Below are 25,876 nucleotides of genomic sequence, written 5' to 3'. Positions count from 1 at the left end.
GTCAGTCGGATGCCGCGGCGGGCGGCTCGACCACCCTCGCGAGGAGTTCCACCAGCAATCGCTCGGTGAGCGGCCCCGGCAGCGCCTCGACGAGCGCGAGCACGGGCGCCAGCCGGTCGGGCAGGGCGCGCTCGGCGCCCTGCCCGCCGAGCAGCCCGAACGCCGCGAGCAGTCCGGCCGCGGCCTCCGAGTCGAGCCCGGCGGATGCCGCGGCCACGAGGCCCTGGGCGCCCCCGGGCACCTGCGTCGCGAGCCCCGCCACCAGCGCGTCGCCGTCCACCGGCGGAGTCCCGCGCACCGCATCGGCCGCGGAGACGAGCGACACCGAGAGCTCGGCCGCCACCGTCTCGGTCACCGGGGTCACCGTGAGGTGGGTCGTATGCGGCAGGCGCGTGCCGTCGGCCTGGGTGAGGCCGGGCTGCAGCTGCAGCTGCCAGCCCGCTTCGCGCGCGGCATCCGCCCAGTGGTGCGGATCGACGCGATGCTCGGGCGCGAGGCCCTCGTCGGCGGCGACCGCGAGCAGCGGACCGGTCGGGTCGCCGACGACCCGGAGCCCCTCGATCCCGTCGAGCGTGCTGCGGAGCACGCCGGTCGCGCGAGCAGCCCGGCCGGTGAGCTCCGCGAAGCCCGGCTCGCCCAGCGCCTCGACGATCGCCCACGCGGCCGCGAGCGGCCCCGCCGGCTTGGAGCCCGTCATCGTCGGGTTGACGACGGGGTACCCGGGCCACGCGGTCGTGGCGAAGTACTGGTGGCGCTGGCGATCCCGACCGCGGGTCAGCAGCACGGAGACGCCCTTCGGCGCGTAGCCGTACTTGTGCAGGTCGGCCGAGAGGCTGGTCACGCCGGGGACGGCGAGGTCCCACGCGGGCAGCTCGTCCGGCCAGAAGGCGAGCGCGAATCCGCCGATGCATGCGTCGACGTGCAGGGCGATCCCACGCGGCGCGCAGACGGCCGCGACGTCGGCGACCGGGTCGAGCGTCGCGAACGGGTACGAGGGCGCGCTCACCACCACGAGCGCGACGTCGTCGCCCAGCCGCTGCTCGATCGCCGACGGCGTCGCGGCCCCGGTGGCCGGATCGACCGGCACGAGGTCGAGCACGAGTCCGAAGTACTCCGCCGCCTTGTGGAACGCGGCGTGCACGGTGACCGGCGCGACGAGGCGCGGCACGCGCGGCGTCCCGGCGCGGGCCGCTCGCCAGACGTCGCGCGCGGTCTTGACGGCGAGCAGGCAGCTCTCCGTGCCGCCCGACGTGATCGTGCCCACGACGACCCCGCCCTCGTCGCGCTCGCCGTGGAACACCCGGCGCGCGAAGCCGACGAGCCCCGATTCCATCGCGGCCACCGACGTGAACGTGGTCGGGTCGAGCCCGTTCACCGGCTGCACGAGCCGAGCCGCCGCCGCGGCGAGCTCGTCGAGCTCGGCCTCGCCGGAATCGTAGACGTACGAGAGCACCCGTCCGCCGTGCGTCGGTGCGTCGCCCGCTCGCAGCCGGCCCAGCTCGGCGAGGATGTCGGCCGGATCCCGGCGGAACGCGGTCACCGCGCGACCGCTTCGGCCGCGGCATCCGCCTCGATGTCACGGCGTCGCAGCGGGTACATCCCGAGCGGCACGAGGCTGAGCACGACGAGCGCCGCCGGCAGCAGGCTGAAGGCGACGATGATGCCCACGACGGCAGCGCCGGGCTGGGTGACGACGGCCGACCCGGTGGACTCTGCGTACCCGGTCAGGGCGAGCACCACGGTGAGCAGCGTCGCGCCGAGGGCCATGCCCGCGGTCTCCCCCGCCGTCCACACGCCGCCGAAGCTGCCGGCGCGGCCCTCGCCGTGCCGTCGTGCATCGTGCGAGATCACGTCGGGCAGCATCGCCATGGGCAGCGACTGCATGCCGGCGTAGGCGGCGCCGGCGACGGCCACCGGCCCGTAGACCCACGGCCCCGGTGCCCAGAGCATCCCCACGAGGCTCGCCGCGGCGACCGCGAACAGGGCGCTCGCGAGCACGTATCCGCGCTCCTTGCCGATGCGGGCGGCGAGCCGGCCCCAGAGCGGGGCGCACAGCACCGCCGGGGCGATGAGGGCGAGGAAGAGGAAGGTCAGGGCGTCCTCGGAATGGAGCACCCAGACGGCCACGTAGTTGGCGCCGGCGAGCATGACCCCCGTGGCGAGGCCCTGCAGCACGAAGGCGGACAGCAGGTCGCGGAACGGGCGGCTGCGACGCAGTGCGGCGATGCCCTCGGCGTAGCCGGCGCGGATGCTCCGCCGTGCACGCTCGCCCGCGGCGATCCCGCGCGGCGCGGTGGACGTCGCCACGAACATCCCGGCACCGATGACGAGTCCCGCCACGACCGCCATGACGAGGTAGCCGAGCGCCTCGTCGTCGCCGCCCGCCCGTCGCAGCAGCGGTCCGCCCGCACCGAACAGCAGGATCGACACGCTGAGCACCACCACGCGCCACGTCAGGAGCCGCGTGCGTGCATCGTAGTCGTCGGTGAGCTCGGCGGGCAGGGCGATGTACGGCACCTGGAAGAGGCTGAACGCCGTGGCCGTGGCCAGGAACGCGATGAACACCCAGGTGCCGGATGCCGCGGGCGCGAGGCCCGTGGGCACCGCGAACGTCACGATGAAGGCCACCGGCAGCGCGAGCGCGCCGACCCGCATCCACGTACGACGCGTGCCGGTCGCGGCGAGCATGCGGTCGCTGCGCTCGCCGATCCACGGGTCGATGAGCACGTCCCACACCTTGGCGGCGGTCACGACCAGGCCCGCCACCAGGGCGGTCACGCCGAGCGTGTCGGTGAGGTAGAACACGAGCACCAGGCCGGGCAGCGTCGCGAAGCCGCCGGTGCCGATCGAGCCGATCGCATACCGGGTCACGACGCCGCGGGACAGGGATCGCTCCGGTGCGGTCATGGAGGCAGTGTACTCACCCGGCGGCGAAGTGGGTCAATTGACCTAGACTGTGCGACATGCACGCCCCCACGGCCGGTCCCGAACTGTTCTCGCGCCTCACGGACGACGTCGTCGCGTCAGGGTCCGAGACGGTCGGAGTACCCACTCCCTCGACCGGCGAGACGCTCCACGAGCTCCCCCGCTCGAGCGCCGACGACGTGCGCGATGCGGTCGCGCGGGCCAGGCTCGCGCAGCTCGCGTGGGCGCGCGCCGGGTTCGCCGAGCGCCGTCGCGTGCTCCTGCGGGCGCACGACCTGCTGATGGACCGGGGCGAGCTGCTGCTCGACCTGGTGCAGCTCGAGAGCGGCAAGACCCGCGGCCAGGCGCTCGAGGAGCTCTACCAGGCCGCATCCGTGACGCGGTACAACGCCCTGTCGGCGAAGCGGGTGCTGCGCGGCCGCCGCCGACGGGCCGGCGTGCCGCTGGCGTCGACGACCCGCGTGCGCTACCGCGCGAAGGGCGTCGTCGGCGTGATCACGCCGTGGAACTACGCGCTGAGCCTCGCGGCGATGGACGTGGTGCCCGCCCTCGCGGCCGGCTGCGCGGTCGTGCAGAAGGCCGACGACCAGGGCGCGCTCACGATCCTCGCGCTGCGCCGCGCGTTCATCGACGCGGGCGTGCCCGAGGCGGTGTGGGCCGTCGTCGCCGGCCCGGCCTCGGAGGTCGGCGAGGCGCTCACCGACCAGGTCGACTACATCTGCTTCACCGGCTCGACCGCCACCGGGCGCAAGATCGGGGAGAAGGCCGGCCGGCGCCTCGTCGGCGCCTCGCTCGAGCTCGGCGGCAAGAACGCGATGATCGTGCTCGACGACGTCGACCCCGAGCAGGCCGCAGCGGATGCCGCGTACGCGTGCTTCTCGGCGATGGGCCAGCTGTGCGTCTCGGTCGAGCGCATCTACGTGCAGCGGAAGGTCGCGGGGCCGTTCACGAGCGCACTCGTCGAGCGGCTGGGGTCGGCCAGCCTCGGGTCGTCGCTCGACTACGGCAGCGACTTCGGGTCGCTCGCGAGCGCCGCCCAGCTCGAGCGCGTCGAGGGACACCTCGACGATGCCGTGGCGAAGGGGGCCGAGGTGCTCGTGGGCGGCCGCGCCCGACCCGAGATCGGGCCCTGGTTCTTCGAGCCCACGGTGCTCACCGGCGTCACGCCGCAGATGCGCGCCTACGCCGAGGAGACGTTCGGGGCGGTGGCGTCGCTCTACCTCGTCGACAGCGAGGAGGAGGCCATCCTCGCCGCGAACGCCAGCGAATACGGGCTGAACGCGTCGGTGCTCACACGTTCCCGACGCCGCGGGCGCCGCGTCGCCGACGCGCTCGAGGCCGGCAGCGTCAACGTCAACGAGGGCTACCGCGGCACTTTCGGGTCGGTCGACGCCCCGATGGGCGGAGTGAAGGCCTCCGGCCTCGGTCGACGCAACGGACCCGAGGGCCTGCTGCGGTTCGTGGATCCCGTCACCGTGTCGACGGCGACCGGGCTCATTCCCCTGCCGCGCTCCGGCAGGGACTTCGGCGTCATGGTGGGGCCGTTCCTGCTGCTCGCACGCGCGCTGCGGGTGATCCGGCGCCGCTGACCCGGGCGTCCTCGCTCGCGCGCCTCGTGTGCGTGCCACGGGGGCCTGCGGCGATGCGCGGAGTCAGCGCCCGACGCGACCGCCCGGTGCCTCAGGTCGCCTCGGAGTCGAACGGGGCCGGTTCGCCCGCGCCCAGTGCCTCCCGCTTGCGCTTGTGCTGTAGGTAGGCGGAGTTCTCGTTCACGGCCGCGCGTGCGACGACGGGCTTCTCGGGTTCGGCGAACGGGTCGACGTCGGTGAGTGCCTCGCGGATGATGCGGCGCGGGTCGTACTGGCGCGGGTCGAGCTTCTTCCAGTCGACGTCGAAGTCGGGGCCCATCTCCTCGCGCACCCGGTCCTTCGCGCCGGTCGCCATGTCGCGCATTGAGCGCACCAACCGACCCAGCTGGGCGGCGTAGTGCGGGAGACGCTCGGGCCCGAGCAGGAAGACGGCGATCACCCCGATGATGAGGAGCTTCTCGAACGTCAGACCGAACATTCCTACAGGATAGTCGGCGGCGAGGCGTGCGAACGCCGCATGCACGAGGCCCGTAGGCTTGGGGGTCGAGAGATGTCCCCGGGAGCGCACGTGTCCGATCGAGACCTGAACTGGAAGTACGTCGACGAGTCGGTCGTCGAGACCGATGCCGTCGTGAAGGCGCGCCAGCAGTCGCTCGAGCTGGGCATCGAACCGGTGTCCCCCGCCGTCGGAGCGCAGCTCGCCGTGATCGCGGCCGCCGCGCGCGCCGAATCGATCATCGAGGTCGGCACCGGCGTGGGCGTGTCGGGACTCTGGATGCTGCAGACGGTGCGCGGCGCGATGCTGACGTCGATCGACACCGAGAACGAGTACCAGCAGCACGCGCGCGAGCACTTCGCCGACGCGGGCATCGCCCCCGCGCGGGTGCGCCTGATCGCCGGTCGCGCGAGCGAGGTGCTCCCGCGCATGAACGAGAGCTCATACGACGTCGTCGTCATCGATGCGGATGCCCCGTCGGTGATCGAGTACGTCGAGCACGGCCTGCGCCTGGCCAAGCCCGGTGGTTCGGTGCTCGTCGCCCGCGCGCTCTGGAAGGGACGCGTGGCCGACCCCGCCCGCCGGGACGATGCCGCCACTGCATTCCGCGAGCTCATCACCGAGCTCGCGGGCTCCTCAGCGGTGGCAACGGCCGTCTCCCCTGCGGGAGACGGCCTGTTGCAGATCGTGAAGCTGGGCGCCTGACTCAGGCGGGGTTCACGACGCCGCCGAGGACGTCGTAGAGCTCCTTGGCCTCAGCGTCGTTCACCGAGACGACGAGGCGACCACCGCCTTCGAGCGGAACCCGCACGATGATGAGGCGACCCTCCTTCACAGCCTCCATAGGCCCGTCTCCAGTGCGTGGCTTCATGGCCGCCATTGAGCTACCCCTTTCGTGGCTGACACTCCCATTATCTGCCATGCCGAGCGGCGCTGGGAAATCGCGGTGAGTCTGTGGACAACGCTTCCATCGCGGGAAGCATGCGCGAAGGGCCACCCGCCGCGCTCGATTCCGTGGCTCATCAGGGTGGAGTCCAATCGCGGCCGTCGATGCCCCAGCAGATGAGAAGCCATCCGACCTGGAGCACGAGGAAGAGCACGACGAGGCCCCACCGGTACCACCGAGCCCTCGGCAGGGCGAACGCGCCGAGCAGTGGGAAGAGCGGCGCGAGAATGCGGAAGGTGCTGGACTGCGGGAAGAACACCGCCAGCAGGTACAGCCCGTAGCTGATCGACCAGATCCGGATGTCGGGTCCGAGCCGACCCACGGCGGGCGACGCGATGAAGAGCCCGAAGGCCGCGATGATCGCGACCACCGCGATCGTGCCGAGCGGCTGGCCGAGCCACCAGTCCCCCGATTGGAACCAGGCCGTGAACGGCACGAGCTCGTGGTAGCCGATGTAGGCGGAGCGCCATGCGAGCTCGGTGTCGGTGTACGCGTGCAGGTCGCCGGTGCCGACCCAGGCGATGCCGACCCACGAGAGCCCGGCGAGACCCGAGAACACGGCGACGGACGCGGCGAGCACCCGCTCGCGCACCGGGAACGGGTCGCGTCCGCGATGGAACCACCGCCACGCCCAGTGCAGGGCCAGGGCCAGCGCGAAGGCGAGCGCCCCCGGCCTCGTGAACGACCAGGCGAGGATCACCGGGAAGAGCCACGCGTACCGGCGTTCGACGAGCAGCAGGAGCGCGAGCGCCAGCCACAGGAATCCGAGCGACTCCGCGTAGCCGAACTGCAGGATCGGCGACACCGGGGCCACGCAGAAGAGCACGACCGCGAAGAGTGCCCGGTCGGGCTCGAGGAATCTCGACATGATCCGGTGGAAGACCAGCGCGGCGCCGAGTCCCGCGGCCACGGCGACCACCACCGACGCGACGTTCCACGGCACGGCCAGCCAGGTCAGCACGCCGACGAGGGCGGGATACGCCGGGAGGAACGCCCACGCGTTCTCGGCCACCTGGCCGCCGCGTGTCAGCGGCGGGTCGGCGGGGTAACCGGCGAGCCAGACGATCTGGTACCACCGCGCGTCCCACATGTTGGCGTACTCGAAGTACCCGGGCCGCGCCGCCGTCCACGGGTTCGCGCCCTGCACGCTCGCCAGGGCGAGCACGAAGCCGGTCGTCACGGCGCGCGCGGCGACGTACACGAGCGCGACCTTCCCCCACCACGGCAGGAGTCGCCAGCGCACCCTCGGCGAGGAGCGCGTCGCGCGGAACGGGTCGCGCTCGCGTTCGATCGGCGCGGAGGTCATCCCGGCCGCCCTCAGGCCGCGCCGGTGAGCCAGGCGCGCAGCGCGCGCTCGCAGGAGAGGACCTGGTCGGTCGCGACGCGCTCGTCGTCGGCGTGGGCCTTCAGCGGGTCGCCGGGGCCGAAGTTGACCGCGGGGATGCCGAGTGCGCTGAAGCGCGCGACATCCGTCCAGCCGTACTTGGGCCGCGCCTCGGCGCCGACGGCCCGCACGAACTGCTGCGCGAGCGGCGCGTCGAGGCCCGGGCGTGCGCCCTCGGCCGCGTCGACGACGGTGAGCTCGTACTCGGGGAACATCGCACGCGCGAACTCGATCGCCTCGGCGACGGTGCGGTTGGGCGCGAAGCGGTAGTTGACGTGCAGCATCGCCTCGTCGGGGATGACGTTGCCGGCGACCCCTCCGGTGACGCCGACCGCGTTGAGGCCCTCGCGGTAGGCGAGTCCGTCGACCTCGATCGTCTCCGCCTCGTAGGCCGCCAGTCGATCGATCGCGGGCGCCAGGCGGTGGATCGCGTTGTCGCCGACCCAGCTGCGGGCGGAGTGCGCGCGCAGCCCGTAGGCGCGGAGCTCGAATCGCAGGTTGCCGTTGCATCCGCCCTCGACCTGCCCGTTCGACGGCTCGCCGAGGATCGCGAAGTCGCCCGTGAAGAGGTCGGGGCGGTGCCGCGCGAGCCGCCCGAGGCCGTTCAGCTCGGCTGAGACCTCCTCGTGGTCGTACCACATCCACGTGAGGTCGACGATGGGCTCGGAGAGCTCCAGCGCGAGCTTCAGCTGCACCGCCACGCCGCCCTTCATGTCGACGGTCCCCCGTCCCCGCAGGTAGCGCTCGCCGTCGATGGTCTCGAACCGCGTCGGCAGGTTGTCGTTGATCGGCACGGTGTCCAGGTGCCCGGCGATCACCACGCGTCGTTCGCGGCCGAGGTTCGTGCGCGCGACCACGGTGTCGCCGTCGCGGATCACCTCGAGGTGCGCGGCATCCGCGAGTGCCTCGACGACGAGGTCGGCGAGCGTGGTCTCATCGCCCGAGACGCTCGGCACGTCGCAGATCGCCTGCGTGATCGCGACCGAATCGGCGGTGAGGTCGAGGAGGGGCCGGGGCGAGGCGGGATTCGGCATGCCACGAGTCTACGGACGGCGTCGGCGGCGCCCGTGCGAGCGGTGCCCGCGGGCGTCACGGATGCCTCGCGCCGGCCGCGCGCCGATACGCTGGAGGCATGCCCGCCACCACCGACACCGCCTCCTCCCCTGCCCGTCGCGTCGCGTGGGGCCACGGCCTGGCGACGATCGCCGGCGACGGCACCGTCCTCGACACGTGGTATCCCTCGCCGGCCCTCGGCGAGGTCGGCGGGGCGTCCGCACTCCCGGTCGACCTGAGGATGCTCGCCGGGCGCGATGAGCGCCGTGCGGTCACGGTCGAGCCCGTGACCGTCGAGATCGACCTGGACGCGGCACCCGCGGGCACCTCGGATGCATACCTCCGGCTGCATGTCCTCTCGCACCTGCTCGTGCGTCCGAACGAGGTGAACCTCGACGGCGTGTTCGCGCACCTGCCCGCCGTCGTGTGGACGAACGCGGGCCCGGTGCATCCGGCCGACTTCGACCGGCTCCGCCCCGCGCTGCAGCGCGCCGGCATCCACGCGATCGGGCTCGACAAGTTCCCCCGCCTGCTCGACTACGTCACGCCCGAGCGGGTGCGCATCGCGGATGCCTCGCGCGTGCGCCTCGGCGCCCACCTCGCCCCGGGCACCACGGTCATGCACGAGGGCTTCGTGAACTTCAACGCCGGCACGCTCGGCACCTCGATGGTCGAGGGGCGCGTGTCGCAGGGCGTGATCGTCGGCGACGGCAGCGACATCGGCGGAGGCGCGTCGATCATGGGCACGCTGTCGGGCGGCGGCACGCAGAAGGTCGCGATCGGCGAGCGCGCCCTCCTCGGCGCGAACTCGGGCATCGGCATCTCGATCGGCGACGACTCGGTCGTGGAGGCCGGCCTCTACGTCACGGCCGGCACCAAGGTCGTCGTCGTGGGCGGCGCCGGCGAGGCCGGGCGCACCGTGAAGGCCGTCGAGCTCTCGGGTGTGCCGAACCTGCTGTTCCGTCGGAACTCGCTCAACGGGCAGGTCGAGGTGCTCTCGCGCACGGGCGACGGGGTGGCGCTGAACGCGGCGCTGCACGCCTGACCCGGGCTCGGGCACCGTCGACTACAGTGGTGTGCTCAGGCCGCCCGTCGGCGGCCGTCGCCATGCGCATCACGAAGGAGTGACGTGGGTACCGACGCACCGCGCACCCGCAGGCACCGAGGCCTCGCCTTCCTGACCGCCCTGCTCATCACGGTGCTCGTGCTCGGCATCGCCGCGGCCGGATTCGGCTGGTGGACCGTGCAGCGCTCCTTCCCGACGACCAGCGGACGCATCGACGTGCCCGGGCTCACGGCGACCGTCACGGTGTACCGCGACGACGCCGGGATCCCGCAGCTGGTCGCCGAGACCGACCACGACCTCTTCTTCGCCCAGGGCTACGTGCACGCGCAGGACCGGTTCTGGGAGATGGACTTCCGCCGGCACGTCACGGCCGGCCGCGTCGCCGAGCTGTTCGGCGCGTCGCAGGTCGCCACCGACGCCTTCATCCGCACCCTGGACTGGCGCGGGATCGCCGAGCAGGAGTATGCGCTGCTCGACCCGACCTCCCGCGCGTTCTACGAGGCGTACGCCGAGGGCGTGAACGCCTACCTCGCGCAGCGCGACGGCGCGGATCTCTCGCTCGAGTACGCCCTGCTCGCCATGCAGAACCCGGGCTACACCCCCGAGCCGTGGACGCCAGTCGACTCCATCGCGTGGCTGAAGGCCATGGCATGGGACCTCCGGTCGAACCTGGGCGACGAGATCGACCGGGCGCTGCTCGCCGCGGAGCTGCCGCCCGAGGAGGTGGCGCGCCTGCATCCCGGATTCGCGTTCGGTTCCATGCCGACGATCGTCGAGGGGGCGCCGGCTGCCGCTCCCGCCGCGGTCGACGTCGCGCCCCCGGCGCCCGAGGCCGATCCCGACGCCGGCGCCGCGGCATCCGACCCCGCGATCGCCGCGGCCGTCGCGGCGCCCCTCGCCTCGCTCAGGGTGCTCCTCGACAGCGTGCCCGAGCTCCTCGGGCCGGAGGGCGGCGACCTCGGCTCGAACTCGTGGGTCGTGTCGGGCGCCCTCACCGAGTCGGGCACGCCCCTGCTCGCGAACGACCCGCACCTCGGGCCGGCGATGCCGTCGATCTGGGCGCAGATGGGGCTGCACTGCGCGGAGCTCCGCGACGACTGCACCTTCGACGTCGGCGGCTACTCGTTCTCGGGCCTGCCGGGCATCATCATCGGCCACAACCAGCGCATCGCGTGGGGATTCACGAACCTCGGACCCGACGTCGCCGATCTCTTCCTCGAGCGCGTCGACGGCGACACGTACGAGCTCGACGGCGCCATGGCGCCCCTCACCGTGCGCGAGGAGACCATCGAGGTCGCTGGCGGGGACCCCGTGACCGTCACGGTGCGCTCGACGGCCCGCGGACCGATCGTCACCGACATCGGCTCGGACTTCGCCGCAGTCGCGGAGGGCTACCCCGCGGCGACCGGCGAGCCCGACGGCGAGTACGAGCTCTCCCTGCAGTGGACCGCCCTGACGCCGGGGACCACGCCGCAGGCCGTCTTCGCCGTGAACCGCGCACAGGAGTGGAACGCCTTCCGGGCGGGCGCCTCGCTCTTCGACGTCCCCGCCCAGAACCTCGTCTACGCCGACGTCGACGGCAACATCGGCTACCAGGCCCCCGGAACGATCCCCGTGCGCGCGACCGGCGACGGCACGGTGCCGCTGCCGGGCTGGACGAGCGCCAACGGCTGGACGGGGACGGTCCCGTTCGAGCAGCTGCCGTCGGTGCTCAACCCCGCGCGCGGCTACATCGTGACCGCCAACAACGCGGTGAGCAACGGCGGACCCATGCTGACGCAGGACTGGGACCTCGGCTACCGCGCCCTGGGAATCGAGCGACTCCTCGACGAGCGCATCGCCTCGGGCGAGAAGCTCACCGCCGATGATCTCGCAGAGATGCAGCTCGACACGGCAGACGCCAACGCGAACGCCATGCTCCCCGTGATCGCCGGGCTCGAGCTCGACGGCGACGCCGCCCGCGGCGCCGACCTGCTCGACGGGTGGAACGGGCGCGCCGACGTCGACAGCGCCCAGGCGGCGTACTTCGCCGTGTTCTGGCGCAACCTCCTCGACGACATGTTCGACGCGCTTCCCGAGCACACGCGCCCCGAGGGCGGGGACCGGTGGTTCGGCGTCGTGTCGGGACTGCTGGGCGACCCCGGCGCCCGCTGGTGGACGAACGAGGACGCCGGCGTCGCCGGCCGCGACGCCATGCTCGCCCACGCGCTGGACGAGGCGTGGGGCGAGGCGTCCGACCGCATGGGCGGCGATCCCGACGGGTGGCGCTGGGGCCGCCTGCACACCCTCACGCTCACCAACCAGAGCTTCGGCGAGTCGGGCATCGGCCCCATGGAGTGGCTCTTCAACCGCGGTCCGTACGAGCTCGGCGGGGGCTCGTCGATCGTGAACGCCAACGGCTGGGACGCGAGCATCGGCTACGACGTCGACTGGGTGCCGTCGATGCGGATGATCGTCGACCTCGGCGACCTCGACGCGTCAACGTGGATCAACCTCACCGGTGCGTCGGGGCACGCGTTCCATCCGCACTACGCCGACCAGGCTCCGCTCTGGCAACGCGGCGAGACGCGGCCGTGGCCGTTCACGCCGGCCGCCGTTCGCGACTCGGCCGCCGACACGCTGCAACTGGACCCCGCCGGCTGACGCCGTCCGCCCGCTCCGAGCCGAGGGCACCCGCCTCAGGGCGAGGGCACCCGCCTCAGGCCGAGGCCACCAGCCTCAGGCGGACGGGTACGTGCGCGTGGGCTCGCCGATGTAGAGCTGCTGGGGGCGGCCGATCTTCGTCTGCGGGTCGAGGTTCATCTCGCGCCAGTGCGCCATCCAGCCGGGCAGGCGCCCGATCGCGAACAGCACGGTGAACATGCGCGTGGGGAAGCCCATCGCCTTGTAGATCACACCGGTGTAGAAGTCCACGTTCGGGTAGAGGCGACGCTCCTTGAAGTAGTCGTCCTCGAGGGCGATCTGCTCGAGCTCCTTCGCGAGGTCGAGCAACGGGTCGTTCACGCCAAGGCCCGCGAGCACCTCGTCGGCGGACTCCTTCACGAGCCTCGCGCGCGGGTCGTAGTTCTTGTAGACCCGGTGGCCGAAGCCCATGAGCTTGACGCCGTCCTCCTTGTTCTTCACCCGCTCGACGAACTTCGTGACGCCTTCGCCGGAGTCGCGGATGCGAGCGAGCATCTGCAGCACGGCTTCGTTGGCACCGCCGTGCAGGGGTCCGGAGAGCGCCTGGATGCCCGCCGAGATGGACGCGTAGAGGTTGGCCCCGGTCGAGCCCACGAGCCGCACCGTCGAGGTCGACGCGTTCTGCTCGTGGTCCTCGTGGAGGATGAGCAGCCGGTCGAGCGCCTTCGACAGCGTCGGGTCGATCTCGTAGGGCTCTGCCATGTTCCCGAAGTTCAGGCGCAGGAAGTTGTCGACGAAGCTCAGCGAGTTGTCGGGGTAGAGGAACGCCTGGCCGATGCTCTTCTTGTGCGCATAGGCCGCGATGACCGGCAGCTTCGCCAGGAGCCGCACCATGGTGAGCTCGACGTGGTCGAGGTCGTGCGGGTCGGAGGAGTCCTCGTAGTAGGTGGACAGTGCCGAGACGGCGCTCGAGAGCACCGACATGGGGTGCGCGGTGTGCGGCAGCGCGGAGAAGAACCGCTTGAGGTCCTCGTGGAGCAGGGTGTGCCGACGGATCTTCTCGTCGAACTCGGCGAGCTGGTCGGTGCTCGGCAGCGTGCCGTAGATGAGGAGCCAGGCCACCTCGAGGTAGGTGGACTGCTCGGCGAGCTGCTCGATCGGGTAACCGCGGTAACGCAGGATCCCCTGCTCGCCATCGATGTACGTGATCTTCGACTGCGTCGAGGCGGTGTTGACGAACCCGTAGTCGAGCGCGGTGAGGCCCGTCTGCCGGGTCAGGGTCGACAGGTCGATGCTCGAGGCTCCGTCGACGGCCCGGCGGATCGGGAACTCCGCGGTGCCGCCCGGGAACGACAGGGTGGCGCCATCGGGCTTCTGCCCGTCCGCCTGGTTCACGACGTCGCTCACGGCGCCTCCTGTGATCGTCACTTGCGCGGTCACCTGCTTTCCGGTCCGGGGCCGAAGCGGCCGAGGCCCGAATACAGCCTAGACGTGCTCCGGGCACACTGTTGCATCCACCAAGACATCGGACCATCCGTTGGCGGTCACCACAGGAGGTCGTGTCAGGACGCCACGGAGGCGCTCAGGCGCTCGGCGGCGGCGGCGATCCGCTCGTCGGTGGCGGTGAGCGAGAGGCGCACGTGGGCGGGGAAGTGCACCCCGTAGAAGTGGCCCGGACCGGCGAGGATGCCGAGGTCGGCGAGCCGCGCGATGGAGTCCCACGCGTCGCGACCCTCGGTGGCCCACAGGTAGAGTCCGCCCTCGCTGCGGTCGATGCGGAAGCCCGCCGCCTCGAGGGCCGGGCGGAGCAGGTCGCGGCGCGCGCGGTAGCGCGCCTTCTGCTCGTCGACGTGGCGCTCGTCGCCGAGGGCGACCACCATCGCCTCCTGCAGGGGTGCGGGCGGCATGAGGCCGGCGTGCTTGCGGACGTTGGTCAGCCGGGCGATCGACTCGGGACATCCGGCGATGAACGCGGCGCGATAGCCGGCCATGTTCGACTGCTTCGAGAGCGAGTAGATGGCGAGTGCGTGGTGGTGGTCGCCGTCGGTCACCCGGGGGTCGAGCAGGCTCGGCACCGGCTCGTCGGCCCATGCGCCGTCCCACCCGAGCTCGGCGTAGCACTCGTCGCTCACGATCACGGCGCCGAGCTCCAGTGCGCGGGTGCGCGCGGCCCGGAGCTCCTCGACGGAGAGCACCCGGCCGTCGGGGTTTCCCGGCGTGTTGAGCCAGACCAGCCTGGTCTCGGCCGGCCACTCCCGCGGGTCGTCGGAGGCGAGTGCACGTGCACCCGCGAACAGTGCGCCCATCTCGTAGGTGGGATACGCGGCGCGCGGGTGCACGACCACGTCGCCCTCGCCGAGGCCGAGCATGAACGGCAGCAGGGCGACGAGCTCCTTCGAGCCGATCGTCGGCAGCACGGATGCCGCGTCGAGCCCCGTGACGCCCCGGCGGCGTGCGAACCACTCGACGATCGCCGCGCGCAGGGCGGGCGTGCCCGTGGTCTGCGGATAGGCGTGGGCGTCGGTCGCCCGCGCGAGCGCCTCGCGCACGACGTCGGGGGTCGGGTCGACGGGCGAGCCGATCGAGAGGTCGACGAGGCCGTCGGCGTGAGCCGCCGCGCGCTCCCGGTAGGGCGCCATGAGGTCCCAGGGGTAGTCGGGCAGCGCTCCGAGCGCCATGGTCAGTGCGCCTGGGGCGGCAGTGCGGCGATGAGGGGGTGGTCGGTCGGGATCACGCCGACCTTCGCGGCGCCCCCGGGCGAGCCGACCTCGTCGAAGAACTCGACGTTGGCCTTGTAGTAGTCGGCCCACTCCTCGGGGAGGTCGTCCTCGTAGTAGATCGCCTCGACCGGGCAGACCGGTTCGCACGCGCCGCAGTCGACGCACTCGTCGGGGTGGATGTAGAGCGAGCGTTCACCCTCGTAGATGCAGTCGACCGGGCATTCGTCGATGCAGGCGCGGTCCTTGACGTCGACACACGGCAGGGCGATGACATAGGTCACGGTGGCTCGCTGTCCCTTCGGGAGGCTGGAATACCAGTCTATGCGCCGACGAGGGACGCGGTGCGCCGCTCGGGCAGCTTGGGCCACGCGATCACGAGCACCGCGATGAGGGCCGGCCCGACGGCCCAGATCGTGCCGATCACGTCGCCGGCGACGAGCACCGAGCCGCCGCGTCCGGGCAGCGTCAGCAGGGCCACCGTGCCGACGACGCCGACCGCCGCGGCCGCCGCGACCCATCGGCCGCCCGCGACCAGCCGGATGCCGACGAGCAACGACAGCACCCCGACGAGCGCCGCGACGATCCCCCAGGGGATGACGACCTCGCCGATGCGCACCTCATGGCGATGGCCCATCGTCGCGACAGCGCCGTAGATCACGCCGATCACGAGCGCGAGCGCGGAGGTGCCGATCCGCGCCACCAGCGACATCGGTGGCGACGCGGCCTCGGAGCTCACCGCGCCGGGGCGACGGTGTACGAGACGGCCGACCCCTGGCCGATGAGCAGCACGGTCCACTCGCCGTCGGTGTAGAACGCTGCGCCCCCGCCGTCGCCGGAGATGCTCCGGTCCTCGGTGAAGCCCGCGGCCTCGAGCTCGGCTGCCGCGTCGGCGACCGGGTCACCCGAGTCGGATGGGGTGACGACGACGACCCAGCCCTCGGCGCCGCCCGCTCCTGCGGCGACGGAGATGTCGCCTTCGATGAGGGGAACCGAGGTGGGGAAGTCCGCGGGCAGGTCTCCGTCGAGGCTCACCTCGCCGCCGGTGGCGCTCTCGATCGCATCCTCGACGCCCTGGTTCACCAGGTCGCCGGGGTTGCCGAAGCAGCCGGTGAGGAGCGATGCGGTGATTCCGGCGATCGCCACGGCGATGGCGGCTCGGGACGTGGTCGGCATGGTGGACATGCGATCTCCTCGGGAGGGTGCAGGCAGGTGCGGGGTGCGCGGAGCCCGCGGCATCCGCTTCGCGTCGGAGTCTACCGTCGGCGCATCGCGGCGACCATGCCGTAGCGTGGTCCGAGGTGCGGCGCCGGGCCGCCGGGGAGGATCGATGACGATGCCGGATGCTGCGACGACGGGCCCGGACGACGACCGATCGGTGCGCGTGGAGCGGGACGGTGGCGTGGCCATCGTGACGATCGATCGACCGGCGGCGCTGAACGCCCTCTCGGCGTCGGTGCTCGAGGAGCTCGAGCAGGTCTTCCTCGAGCTCGCGGACGCGACCCCCGCCCTGCGCGGGGTGCTCCTCGTCGGTGCGGGCGGGCGAGCGTTCGTGGCCGGTGCCGACATCCGGGCGATCTCGGCGCTCGCGCCCGCGGAGGCGACGCAGCTCGCGCGACGCGGACACCGAGCCGCCGCCGCGATCGAGGCGCTGCCCGTTCCGGTGATCGCCTGCGTCGACGGATTCGCACTCGGCGGCGGACTCGAGCTCGCGCTCGCCTGCGACCTGATCTTCGCGACCGACGCCTCGAGCTTCGGCCAGCCCGAGGTGAAGCTCGGGCTCATCCCCGGATTCGGCGGCACCGTGCGGCTCCCCCGCGCGGTCGGCCTCGCGCGCGCCAAGGAGCTCATCTACTCGGGACGTCGCATCGGCATCGACGAGGCGGTCACCGCGGGACTCGTCGCACGTCGGTTCGCCGACCGCGACGCGCTCCTCGCCGGGGCGCGCGAGACGATCGCCGGGATCGCGGTCAACTCGCCGACGGCCGTGGGACTCGCCAAGCGCGTGCTCGTGGCTGCAACCGGGCAACCGACCGACGTCGCGACGGAGCTCGAGATCGCCGGCTTCGAGGATGCGTTCCGCACCGACGACATGCGCGAGGGCGTCGCCGCGTTCCTCGAGAAGCGCGAGCCGCACTTCGGCGGCGCCTGACGCCGGCAGCCGGCCGTCGCCGGCCGTCGTCGGTCGTCGCCGGCCCGTCGCCGGCCGTGGACTCAGCCGATGTGCTCGGTGAGCCAGGCGAACCCGTCGAAGCGCGCGCCGTCGGCCCCGAACATCTCGAGGTGCAGGTGCGGCCCGGTCGACTGACCGGTCGTCCCGACGAGCCCGATCTGCTGGCCCGCGCTGACCCGCTGGCCCTCGGAGACCTGGAGCGAGCCGTACTGCATGTGCGCGTAGGAGCTCGTGATGAGCTCGCCGCCGATGTTGTGCTGCACCTCGACGTTGACGCCGAGTCCGCCGCCGTCCTCGGTGGCGAGCACGACCACGCCGTCGGCGATCGACATCACCGGAGTTCCGTTGCCGGGGTTGAAGTCGACGCCGTCGTGGAACGTGGAGCAGCCGGAGCACGGCGCCGAGCGGGGGCCGAAGCCCGACGCCCGCTTCTCCCAGCTCACGACGGGCCACACGATCGCGTCGGACTCGACGATCGACACGCTGCCGACGCTGGCGACCTCCGAGAAGATCGGCGGCGGCGCGGCCTCGACGGCGTAGCCCTCGCTGTCCATCGGCTCCAGCTCGGCCTCGCTCGCGACCTCGATGGTCTGCGGCGCGAGCGTGATCGAGTCCTCGACCGGTGCGTAGACCGAGGCCCGCGGCTCCGGGTCCGTCGCCGTGATCGCGAGCGCGGGCACGCTGGTCGCGATCATCATGCCGCCGACGAACGTCATCGCGATGACCGAGAACGCCGGACGCAGCGAGCGCGTGCGCGGCTTCGGGGCCGTGCGCACGGGTGCGGGGGTCGCGGAGGCGTCGCGTCGCGCCGAGTGCGGGGCGGATTCACGGGTCGAGCGGGTGCGGAGTCGGGCGGGGGGCTTGGGGGCGGCGCGGCGGCCGTGCTTGGCGGAGCTCATGCAGGTGCGTTACGTATCCAGATCGGGGGAGGTTTCGAGACAATCTCGCCTACCGTACGCACCGAATCTGGGAGAACCCTCCGTTACCCATCCGTTATCTCCGCGAATGGGCATCCGCTTTCCGATGCACCGGCCGCAACGAAACGAGCGGATGCCGTGGCTTCACGCACGCGACATCCGCTCGTTGCAGCGACAACCTGTGAATCAGCCTTGCTTCTTGAGGCGCGAGGTCGCGCGGGCGCGCGCGGTCTGGTCGAGTTCGACCTTGCGGATGCGCACCTTCTCGGGCGTGACCTCCACGCACTCGTCCTCGCGCGCGAACTCGAGGCACTCCTCGAGCGTGAGCTGGCGCGACGGCGTCATCGACTCGAAGGTGTCGGCGGTCGACGAACGCATGTTCGTGAGCTTCTTCTCCTTCGTGATGTTCACGTCCATGTCGTCGTTGCGCGAGTTCTCGCCGATGACCATGCCCTCGTAGACCTCCTCGGTGGGGTTCACGAAGAACGTCATGCGCTCCTGGAGCGCGATGATCGCGAACGGCGTCACCACGCCGGCCCGGTCGGCCACGATCGACCCGTTGTTCCGGGTGACGATGCTGCCGGCCCACTCGTCGTAGCCGTGCGAGATCGCGTTCGCGATGCCGGTGCCGCGGGTGATCGTCAGGAACTCGGTGCGGAAGCCGATGAGCCCGCGGCTCGGCACGATGAACTCCATGCGCACCCAGCCGGTACCGTGGTTCGCCATGTTGTCCATGCGGCCCTTGCGGGCGGCGAGGAGCTGCGTGATCGCACCGAGGTACTCCTCGGGGGCGTCGATCGTGAGGTGCTCGTAGGGCTCGTGCACCTTGCCGTCGACCGTCCGCGTGACGACCTGCGGCTTGCCGACGGTGAGCTCGAAGCCCTCGCGACGCATCTGCTCGACGAGGATCGCGAGCGCGAGCTCGCCGCGGCCCTGCACCTCCCACGCGTCGGGACGGCCGATGTCGAGCACCTTGAGCGAGACGTTGCCGACGAGCTCGCGGTCGAGGCGGTCCTTCACCATGCGCGCGGTGAGCTTGTGCCCCTTGACCTTGCCCACGATCGGCGAGGTGTTGGTGCCGATGGTCATCGAGATCGCGGGGTCGTCCACGTGGATCGCCGGCAGCGGGCGCACGTCCTCGGGGTCGGCGAGCGTCTCGCCGATGGTGATCTCCTCGATGCCGGCGACGGCGATGATGTCGCCGGGTCCGGCCTCCTCTGCGGGGAAGCGATCGAGCGCCTTGGTCTTCAGCAGCTCGGTGATGCGCACGTTCGAGTGCGAGCCGTCGTGCCGGACCCATGCGACGGTCTGGCCCTTCTTGAGGCGGCCGTTGAAGACGCGCAGCAGCGCGAGGCGGCCGAGGAACGGCGAGGCGTCGAGGTTGGTGACCCACGCCTGCAGCGGAGCCTCGTCGTCGTACGTCGGTGCCGGCACGTGCTGCAGGATCGCCTCGAAGAGCGGCTCGAGGTCCTCGGAGTCGGGCAGCTGGCCGTTCTCCGGCTTGTTGTGGGACGCGCGGCCGGCCTTGCCGGATGCGTACACCACCGGCACGTCGAGGATCGCGTCGAGGTCGAGGTCGCCATCCGTTCCGGCGGACGCCGCGTCGTCGGCCATGTCCGAGGCGAGGCCGAGGAGCAGGTCCTGGCTCTCGGCGACGACCTCGTCGATGCGCGCGTCGGGGCGGTCGGTCTTGTTCACGAGCAGGATCACGGGCAGGTGCGCCTCGAGCGCCTTGCGCAGCACGAACCGGGTCTGGGGCAGGGGCCCCTCGCTCGCGTCGACGAGCAGCACGACGCCGTCGACCATCGAGAGGCCGCGCTCGACCTCGCCGCCGAAGTCGGCGTGGCCCGGGGTGTCGATGACGTTGATGGTCACCGGGGCGGAGGTCGCGTGCACGCCGTCGTACTCGATGGCCGTGTTCTTCGCGAGGATCGTGATGCCCTTCTCGCGCTCGAGCTCGTTCGAGTCCATGGCGCGCTCGTCGACGTGGGCGTGCTCGGCGAACGAGTGGGTCTGCTTGAGCATGGCGTCGACGAGCGTGGTCTTGCCGTGGTCGACGTGGGCGACGATCGCGACGTTTCGCAGGTCGTTGCGGGTGGCGTTGGCCATGGTGGTTGGTCCTCAGTGATGCGTGTCGTCACGTGGCACCGACGCGGCCCGGGCGGGCGGCACGGCGGCAGCGCGGAAGCGCTGGGTGTGAAGGTCTGTGGGATCGCGCGAAGCTGAGAGGCGGCGCGCGCCCATCCAGCCTACCGTGCGCGGCACGGCTTCGGCTGGGAGCGCCGAACGCCCGGCATCCACGGGAGCGGATGCCGGGCGTTCGCGCGATGCCTCGGACTAGGCGCCGAGTTCGATGCCGGCCCCGGGGATGGCCGCGAGCAGGTCGCGGGTGTACTGCTCCTGGGGGTTGTCGAACACCTCGTCGGTCGTCGCCTTCTCGACGATCCGGCCGCGCTGCATGACGCAGACGTGGTCGGCGATGACGCGCACGACCGCGAGGTCGTGGGTGATGAAGAGATAGGTCAGTCCCAGCTCGGCCTGCAGGTCGGCGAGCAGGCGCAGGATCTGCGCCTGGACGAGCACGTCGAGGGCGGAGACCGCCTCGTCGAGCACGACGATCTCGGGCTTCAACGCGAGCGCACGCGCGATCGCGATGCGCTGGCGCTGGCCGCCCGAGAGCTCGTTCGGGTAGCGGCTGACGAGCGTGCGCGGCAGCGACACCTGGTCGAGCAGCTCGAGCACGCGCGCGCGGCGCGTGGCCTTCGTGCCCACCTTGTGCGTGTGCAGCGGCTCCGCGATGGTGTTGCCGATGTTGCGCAGCGGGTTCAGCGAGCCGTAGGGATCCTGGAACACGGGCTGCATCCGGCTGCGGAGGTTGAACAGCTCCTTGCCGGTCACGCTCGCGAGGTCCTTGCCGCCGACCACGATCTTTCCGCTCGTCACGTCCTCGAGCTTGAGGAGCATCTTCGCGACGGTCGACTTGCCCGAGCCCGACTCGCCGACGAGCGCCATGGTGGTGCCCTTGGGAATCTGGAACGACACGCCGTCGACCGCCGTGAAGTCGCCCGATCCGCGGATCTTGAAGACCTTGGTGAGGTCTTCGACGATGATCGCGGGCGGCGCGGACGCCGCGGCCTCGACGAGCTCGGCGCGCGCCTCGGCGGTGGCGATGAGATCGATCGTGTCGCCCGCGGCATCCGAGGCGTTGTCGGCCATCGACGACTCAGCGGCGGAGATGCTGCCGGTCGCCTGGATGCGGCGCGAGGCGAGGCTCGGCGCCGCGGCGACGAGGCGCTGCGTGTACGGGTGCTGCGGGTCCTTCAGGATCTGCACCGACGGGCCCGACTCGACGACGCGGCCCTTGTACATGACGACGAGCTGCTCGGCGCGCTCGGCGGCGAGGCCGAGGTCGTGCGTGATGAACAGCAGCGTGGTGCCGAGCTCGCGGGTCAGCGACTCGAGGTGATCGAGGATCACGCGCTGCACCGTCACGTCGAGCGCCGAGGTGGGCTCGTCGGCGATGAGCAGCTGCGGGTCTGCCGCCAGGCCCATGCCGATGAGCACGCGCTGGCGCATGCCGCCCGAGAACTGGTGCGGGAACTGCTTCAGGCGCCGGTCGGCGTCCTGGAGGCCGGCCTGCTTCAGTACCTCGATGGCGCGCTTCTTGACCTCCTTGCGGCCGGTGGCGATGCCGTTGGCCTTGATGGCCTCCTCGACCTGGAAGCCGATCGACCACACGGGGTTGAGGTTCGACATCGGGTCCTGCGGCACGAATCCGATCTTGCGACCGCGGATGGCCTCCATCTCCCTCGGCGATGCCTTGGTGAGGTCCTGGCCGTCGAGGAGGATCTGGCCGCCGGAGACGTGGCCGGTGCCGGGCAGCAGGTTGATGATCGCGTGCGCGGTCGTCGACTTGCCCGAGCCGGACTCGCCCACGATCGCGAGGCTCTGCCCGCGGTAGAGGGTGATGTTCACGCCGTCGACGGCCTTGACCAGGCCGTCCTGGGTGGAGAACCCGACCTGGAGGTCCTTGATCTCCAGGAGCGGACGCTCGCCGACGTCGACGGAGGTCTGCTGCTGCACGTTGGCTCCGTTCACGATTTCGGTCATCGCTGCGCCCTCGCCTTCGGGTCGAGGGCGTCGCGGATGACCTCGCCGAGCATGATGAAGCTCAGCACCGTGATCGACAGCGCGATCGACGGGAGGATCAGCACCTGCGGCGCCGTGCGGAGGTCGGTCTGCGCGGCGCTGATGTCATTGCCCCACGACATGGTGCTCGACGGCAGTCCGACGCCGAGGAACGACAGGGTCGCCTCCGCGACGATCGCCGATGCCAGCGAGATCGTGGTGATCACGATGACGGGCGCGATCGAGTTCGGCAGCACGTGACGCACCAGGATGCGGAACTGCGAGACGCCCAGCGCCGTGGACGCCATGACGAAGTCGGAGTTCTTCACCCTGAGGATCTCGGCTCTCAGCACACGTGCTGTCGCCGGCCACGCGAATATTCCGATGGCGAGTGAGATCACCCACACGTTCGCGTACTGCGAGAACACCGACATGATGACCACGGCCGCGAGGATGTAGGGGATCGAGAAGAAGATGTCGCCGAGGCGGGAGAGCACCGAGTCGAGCCATCCGCCGTAGAAGCCCGCGAAGGCGCCGAAGACGATGCCGAGCACGAAGACGAGCACGGTCACGATGATGCCGACCGAGAGCGACGTCGACGTGCCGTGGATGATGCGCGAGTAGATGTCGCAGCCCTGCTTCGTGAACCCGAGCGGGTGACCGTCGGTCGGGCCGCCGTTGCTGTTCGCGAGCTGGCAGTCGTTGTTCGGCGGCACCTGCGTGAACAGGCCGGGGAACAGCGCGATGACCACGACGAGCACGATCAGTGCCGACGAGATCCAGAACATCGGGCGCTTGCGCACGTCGTTCCAGGCGTCGGTCCACAGGTTCGAGGGCTTGCCCTCGGCCTTGACCGTGTCGATCGCGACGAGCGGGGTCTCCTCGACCGGAGCGACGTAGTGCTGCTGGTCGGGTCTGGTGATGTTACTTGGCATAGCGGATCCTCGGGTCGAGAACGGCGTACAGCAGATCCACCAGCAGGTTCACCACGAGGTAGATCAGCACCATGACGGTCACGAAGGAGACGACAGTGGGTCCCTCTCCGCGGATGATCGCCTGGTAGAGGGTGCGGCCGACGCCGGGCACGTTGAAGATGCCCTCCGTGACCGTCGCGCCGACCATCAGCACGCCGAAGTCGACGGCGAGATAGGTGACGACGGGGATGAGCGAGTTGCGCAGGATGTGCACCGGGACGATCCGGGTGCGCGGCAGGCCCTTGCTCGCGGCGGTGCGAACGAAGTCCTGCGTGTCGGTGTCGATGACTGACGCCCTCGTCAGTCGGGTGATCTGCGCGAAGCTGATCGTGGCCAGCACCAGTGCCGGCAATATCAGGTCCTGCGTCGGCGCCCCCGAGCCCACCGTGGTTCTGAACCACCCGAGCTGGATGCCGAAGATGTACTGCGCGACGAACGCGATGACGAAGATCGGCAGCGAGATCAGGATGAGGCTCACGACGAGTGCGCTCGCGTCGAAGATGCCGCCCTTGCGGAGGCCCGAGATGAGGCCCACCGAGATGCCGGCGACCATCTCGAAGAAGATCGCGAGCAGCGCGAGCCGCAGCGTCACCGGGAAGGTGGCGGCGAGGATCTCGGAGACGGGCTGCCCCGAGAACGAGGTGCCCAGATCGCCGCGGAAGATGTTGCCGAGGAAGATGAAGTACTGGACGATGAACGGCTGGTCCAGGTGGTAGCGCTCACGCAGCTGTTCGATGACCTGCGGGGGCGGGGTCTTGTCGCCGAAGAGCGCGACGATCGGGTCTCCCGGCATCGCGAAGACCATGAAGTAGATCAGGAAGGTTGTGCCGAGCAGGACAGGGATCGCCTGGAGCAGTCGGCGCACGATATAGCCGGCCATGGATCAGGCCCCGCTCGTCGTGTTTGTTGACATGTTGAAAAAACCTCACCGTTTGCGAGTTCGTCCACTCGATGCTACGCCGATCGGGTTGGCATCGGGGATACGTGGGAGTGGGGCGGCAGCCGGATGGCTGCCGCCCCACGGGCGCCTCAGAGTCTAACCCGGAGTCGCCCCTGAACGAGAATTACTCGCTCTTGGTGACCTGGTGGTACAGCGGGACCGAGTCCCAGCCGTACTCCACGTTCTCGACCGTCTCGCCCCACGCGCCGTTGACCGTCGCGTACCACAGCGGGATCGCGGGGAGGTCCTGGAACAGGATCTCCTGCACCTGCTGGAACTTGGCGTTCGCAGCGTCGAGGTCGGTCTCGGCGAGGCCCTCGTCGAGGAGCTGGTCGACCTCGGGGTTCGAGTAGTCGCCGTCGTTCGAGCCGGCGCCCGTGCCGTAGATCGGTCCGAGGAAGTTGAACAGGGCCGGGTAGTCGGCCTGCCAACCGGTGCGGAACGCGGTCTGGATGGTGCGGTCGGTGATCGCGGTGCGCGCCTCGGCGAAGGTCGGGTAGGGAGCGCCCGACGCGTCGATGCCGAGGTTGTTCTTCAGCTGGTTCGCCACAGCGTCGACCCAGGCCTGGTGGCCGCCGTCAGCGTTGTAGGCGATCTGGAAGGTGCCGTCCCACGGGGCGATGGCGTCGGCCTGGGCCCACAGCTCCTTCGCCTCGTCGGCGTCGAAGTCGAGGACCTCGGATCCGGGGATGTCCTCGGAGTAGCCGGCGATGACGGGCGACGTGAAGTCGTGCGCCGGGGTGCGGGTGCCGGCGAAGATCACGTCGGTGATCTCCTCGCGGTTGATCGCCTTCGAGATGGCGGCGCGGCGGAGCTTGCCCTCCTCGCCGTCGAAGTGCGGCAGACGCGCCGGGATCGTGAACGACTGGAAGATCGCCGCGGCCTGGTTGACCGAGCGGTCGGGGAACTCGTCTTCGTAGGTCGAGAGCGCGCCGTCGGGAATGGCGTCGAGCACGTCGAGGTTGCCGCCCTGGAGGTCGGCGTAAGCCGCTTCCTGCGTGGCGTAGAAGATGATGTCGAGGCCACCGTTCTGGGCCTTGCGTCCACCGTCGTAGTCGGGGTTCACGACCAGGTCGATCTTCTCGTTGTGCTTCCAGGCGCCTTCGCCGTCGAGCATGTACGGGCCGTTGCCGACCGGGTTCTCACCGAACGCGGCCATGTCCTCGAACGCCGACTCGGGGAGCGGCAGGTACGCCGTGTAGCCGAGGCGCAGCGGGAAGTCCGACTCGGGCTGCTTGAGCTTGACCGTGAAGGTCGTGTCGTCGACGACCTCGAGGCCCGTGAGCTCCGAGTCCTCGTCGTAGCTGAAGCCCTCGATCGACTCGAAGAAGTAGCTCGAGAGCTGCTCGTTCGAGAGGAGCGCGCCGTAGTTCCACGCGTCGACGAACGACTGGGCGTTGACCGGCTCGCCGTTCGTGAAGGTCTGGTCGGGCTTGATCTTGATCGTGTAGGTCTGCGCGTCGTCGGTCTCGATCGACTCGGCCAGGTCGTTGACCGGGTTGCCCTCGGCGTCGTAGTAGACCAGGCCGGCGAAGATCGAGTTGAGGATCTTGGCGCCACCGACCTCGTTGGTGTTGGTGGGGATCAGCGGGTTCTGCGGCTCGTTGCCGTTCGTGGTGATGACGGCAGACGAGTCGCCGGCGCCGGCCGACGGCGAGGCGTCACCGCTGGTGCAGCCGGAGAGCGTGAGAGCTCCCGCGGCCGCAAGAGCAATGGCGGCCACGCCAAATCTCTTGATCTTCAATGTTCCTCCTGTGAGATGTGCTCGGACAGCACGACTTCTGGCCGTGCTGGAGCGCTTGGTAGATCGAGACTATGAAGCACATTGCACGGAAGCAAACTCCAGAGGAAACCGTTACCGACGCGCAATGTAGCAAGGGACCCCGTGGCGGAAACCGCTCTCAGCACGCACGAATCTTGCACGCGGGAGGCGCGTGCGAGGATTA

The 25,876-nt window shown here is 70.8% G+C and carries 22 protein-coding genes; 5 read left to right on the top strand and 17 right to left on the bottom strand.

Features of this window, described 5'->3' with window-relative positions; all coding sequences use genetic code 11:
• Position 1: 1 nt before the first annotated feature.
• Together EV187_RS07355 and EV187_RS07350 are read right to left on the bottom strand one after the other, a co-directional pair.
• The gene (locus EV187_RS07355; protein ID WP_130352440.1) at positions 2–1,540 is read right to left on the bottom strand and encodes a pyridoxal phosphate-dependent decarboxylase family protein; all 1,539 of its coding nucleotides are present in this window, start codon (positions 1,538–1,540) and stop codon (positions 2–4) included.
• Positions 1,537–2,907: an MFS transporter gene (locus tag EV187_RS07350; protein ID WP_130352439.1), complete on the bottom strand. Its 1,371-nt coding sequence runs from the start codon at positions 2,905–2,907 to the stop codon at positions 1,537–1,539. Before EV187_RS07350 ends, EV187_RS07355 begins: the two co-directional genes overlap by 4 nt.
• A gap of 56 nt (positions 2,908–2,963) precedes the next feature.
• Here EV187_RS07350 and EV187_RS07345 point away from each other — a divergent pair, with 56 nt between their 5' ends.
• Positions 2,964–4,514, top strand: coding sequence for a succinic semialdehyde dehydrogenase (locus EV187_RS07345; RefSeq protein WP_130352438.1), 1,551 nt, complete (start codon positions 2,964–2,966; stop codon positions 4,512–4,514).
• A 91-nt stretch (positions 4,515–4,605) separates the two neighbouring features.
• Here EV187_RS07345 and EV187_RS07340 read toward each other — a convergent pair whose 3' ends face one another.
• Positions 4,606–4,992, bottom strand: a complete 387-nt coding sequence (locus EV187_RS07340) for a twin-arginine translocase TatA/TatE family subunit (RefSeq protein WP_130352437.1) — start codon at positions 4,990–4,992, stop codon at positions 4,606–4,608.
• A gap of 90 nt (positions 4,993–5,082) precedes the next feature.
• On the opposite strand from EV187_RS07340, the gene EV187_RS07335 reads away from it, so the two are divergent.
• The gene (locus EV187_RS07335; protein ID WP_130352436.1) at positions 5,083–5,715 is read left to right on the top strand and encodes an O-methyltransferase; all 633 of its coding nucleotides are present in this window, start codon (positions 5,083–5,085) and stop codon (positions 5,713–5,715) included.
• 1 nt (position 5,716) lies between these two features.
• Here EV187_RS07335 and EV187_RS07330 read toward each other — a convergent pair whose 3' ends face one another.
• The 3 genes from EV187_RS07330 to dapE all read right to left on the bottom strand — a co-directional run bounded on the left by EV187_RS07330 (position 5,717) and on the right by dapE (position 8,374).
• Positions 5,717–5,890, bottom strand: a complete 174-nt coding sequence (locus tag EV187_RS07330) for a DUF3117 domain-containing protein (protein ID WP_067875042.1) — start codon at positions 5,888–5,890, stop codon at positions 5,717–5,719.
• Between the two features lie 142 nt (positions 5,891–6,032).
• On the bottom strand, positions 6,033–7,262 hold the full coding sequence (locus EV187_RS07325) for a hypothetical protein (protein ID WP_242609486.1): 1,230 nt from the start codon (positions 7,260–7,262) through the stop codon (positions 6,033–6,035).
• Between the two features lie 11 nt (positions 7,263–7,273).
• Positions 7,274–8,374, bottom strand: a complete 1,101-nt coding sequence (dapE, locus tag EV187_RS07320; RefSeq protein ID WP_130352435.1) for a succinyl-diaminopimelate desuccinylase — start codon at positions 8,372–8,374, stop codon at positions 7,274–7,276.
• Positions 8,375–8,472: 98 nt separating this feature from the next.
• Between dapE and dapD the strand changes: the two genes are divergently transcribed.
• Both dapD and EV187_RS07310 read left to right on the top strand, forming a co-directional pair.
• Positions 8,473–9,438, top strand: coding sequence for a 2,3,4,5-tetrahydropyridine-2,6-dicarboxylate N-succinyltransferase (gene dapD / locus EV187_RS07315; RefSeq protein ID WP_130352434.1), 966 nt, complete (start codon positions 8,473–8,475; stop codon positions 9,436–9,438).
• An 84-nt stretch (positions 9,439–9,522) separates the two neighbouring features.
• On the top strand, positions 9,523–12,102 hold the full coding sequence (locus EV187_RS07310) for a penicillin acylase family protein (RefSeq protein ID WP_130352433.1): 2,580 nt from the start codon (positions 9,523–9,525) through the stop codon (positions 12,100–12,102).
• A gap of 75 nt (positions 12,103–12,177) precedes the next feature.
• On the opposite strand, the gene EV187_RS07305 is transcribed toward EV187_RS07310, so the two are convergent.
• The 5 genes from EV187_RS07305 to EV187_RS07285 form a co-directional block, all read right to left on the bottom strand.
• Positions 12,178–13,476: a citrate synthase gene (locus EV187_RS07305; protein WP_130353226.1), complete on the bottom strand. Its 1,299-nt coding sequence runs from the start codon at positions 13,474–13,476 to the stop codon at positions 12,178–12,180.
• A 167-nt stretch (positions 13,477–13,643) separates the two neighbouring features.
• A complete protein-coding gene (gene dapC / locus EV187_RS07300) occupies positions 13,644–14,759 on the bottom strand; it encodes a succinyldiaminopimelate transaminase (protein ID WP_130352432.1) in 1,116 nt (371 codons plus the stop codon).
• 2 nt (positions 14,760–14,761) lie between these two features.
• Positions 14,762–15,082: a ferredoxin gene (gene fdxA / locus EV187_RS07295; RefSeq protein ID WP_130352431.1), complete on the bottom strand. Its 321-nt coding sequence runs from the start codon at positions 15,080–15,082 to the stop codon at positions 14,762–14,764.
• Between the two features lie 38 nt (positions 15,083–15,120).
• Positions 15,121–15,537: a hypothetical protein gene (locus EV187_RS07290; protein ID WP_130352430.1), complete on the bottom strand. Its 417-nt coding sequence runs from the start codon at positions 15,535–15,537 to the stop codon at positions 15,121–15,123.
• The gene (locus EV187_RS07285; protein WP_130352429.1) at positions 15,534–15,983 is read right to left on the bottom strand and encodes a hypothetical protein; all 450 of its coding nucleotides are present in this window, start codon (positions 15,981–15,983) and stop codon (positions 15,534–15,536) included. Before EV187_RS07285 ends, EV187_RS07290 begins: the two co-directional genes overlap by 4 nt.
• A 151-nt stretch (positions 15,984–16,134) precedes the next feature.
• On the opposite strand from EV187_RS07285, the gene EV187_RS07280 reads away from it, so the two are divergent.
• A complete protein-coding gene (locus EV187_RS07280) occupies positions 16,135–16,950 on the top strand; it encodes an enoyl-CoA hydratase/isomerase family protein (RefSeq protein WP_130352428.1) in 816 nt (271 codons plus the stop codon).
• 62 nt (positions 16,951–17,012) lie between these two features.
• Here the strand turns inward: EV187_RS07280 and EV187_RS07275 are convergent, their stop codons facing one another.
• The 6 genes from EV187_RS07275 to EV187_RS07250 all read right to left on the bottom strand — a co-directional run bounded on the left by EV187_RS07275 (position 17,013) and on the right by EV187_RS07250 (position 25,674).
• Complete coding sequence (locus EV187_RS07275; RefSeq protein ID WP_130352427.1) at positions 17,013–17,870, bottom strand: M23 family metallopeptidase; 858 nt, start codon at positions 17,868–17,870, stop codon at positions 17,013–17,015.
• Positions 17,871–18,074: 204 nt separating this feature from the next.
• Positions 18,075–19,997: a translational GTPase TypA gene (typA, locus tag EV187_RS07270; RefSeq protein ID WP_130352426.1), complete on the bottom strand. Its 1,923-nt coding sequence runs from the start codon at positions 19,995–19,997 to the stop codon at positions 18,075–18,077.
• A 228-nt stretch (positions 19,998–20,225) separates the two neighbouring features.
• Complete coding sequence (locus EV187_RS07265) at positions 20,226–21,998, bottom strand: dipeptide ABC transporter ATP-binding protein (RefSeq protein ID WP_130352425.1); 1,773 nt, start codon at positions 21,996–21,998, stop codon at positions 20,226–20,228.
• Positions 21,995–22,951 carry an ABC transporter permease gene (locus tag EV187_RS07260; protein WP_130352424.1) on the bottom strand — a complete coding sequence of 319 codons (957 nt, stop codon included), beginning with the start codon at positions 22,949–22,951 and terminating at the stop codon, positions 21,995–21,997. The genes EV187_RS07265 and EV187_RS07260 overlap by 4 nt, the downstream gene beginning before the upstream one ends.
• Positions 22,941–23,870 (bottom strand): ABC transporter permease, encoded by a 930-nt coding sequence (locus EV187_RS07255; protein WP_130352423.1) that lies wholly within the window; start codon positions 23,868–23,870, stop codon positions 22,941–22,943. The genes EV187_RS07260 and EV187_RS07255 overlap by 11 nt, the downstream gene beginning before the upstream one ends.
• Before the next feature lie 184 nt (positions 23,871–24,054).
• Positions 24,055–25,674, bottom strand: a complete 1,620-nt coding sequence (locus tag EV187_RS07250; protein WP_130352422.1) for a peptide ABC transporter substrate-binding protein — start codon at positions 25,672–25,674, stop codon at positions 24,055–24,057.
• Positions 25,675–25,876 lie beyond the last annotated feature (202 nt).

It is taken from the genome of Agromyces ramosus, from assembly GCF_004216665.1.
GTDB classification, from domain to species: Bacteria; Actinomycetota; Actinomycetes; order Actinomycetales; family Microbacteriaceae; genus Agromyces; species Agromyces ramosus.
This window is presented reverse-complemented; position numbering and strand designations above follow the sequence as displayed.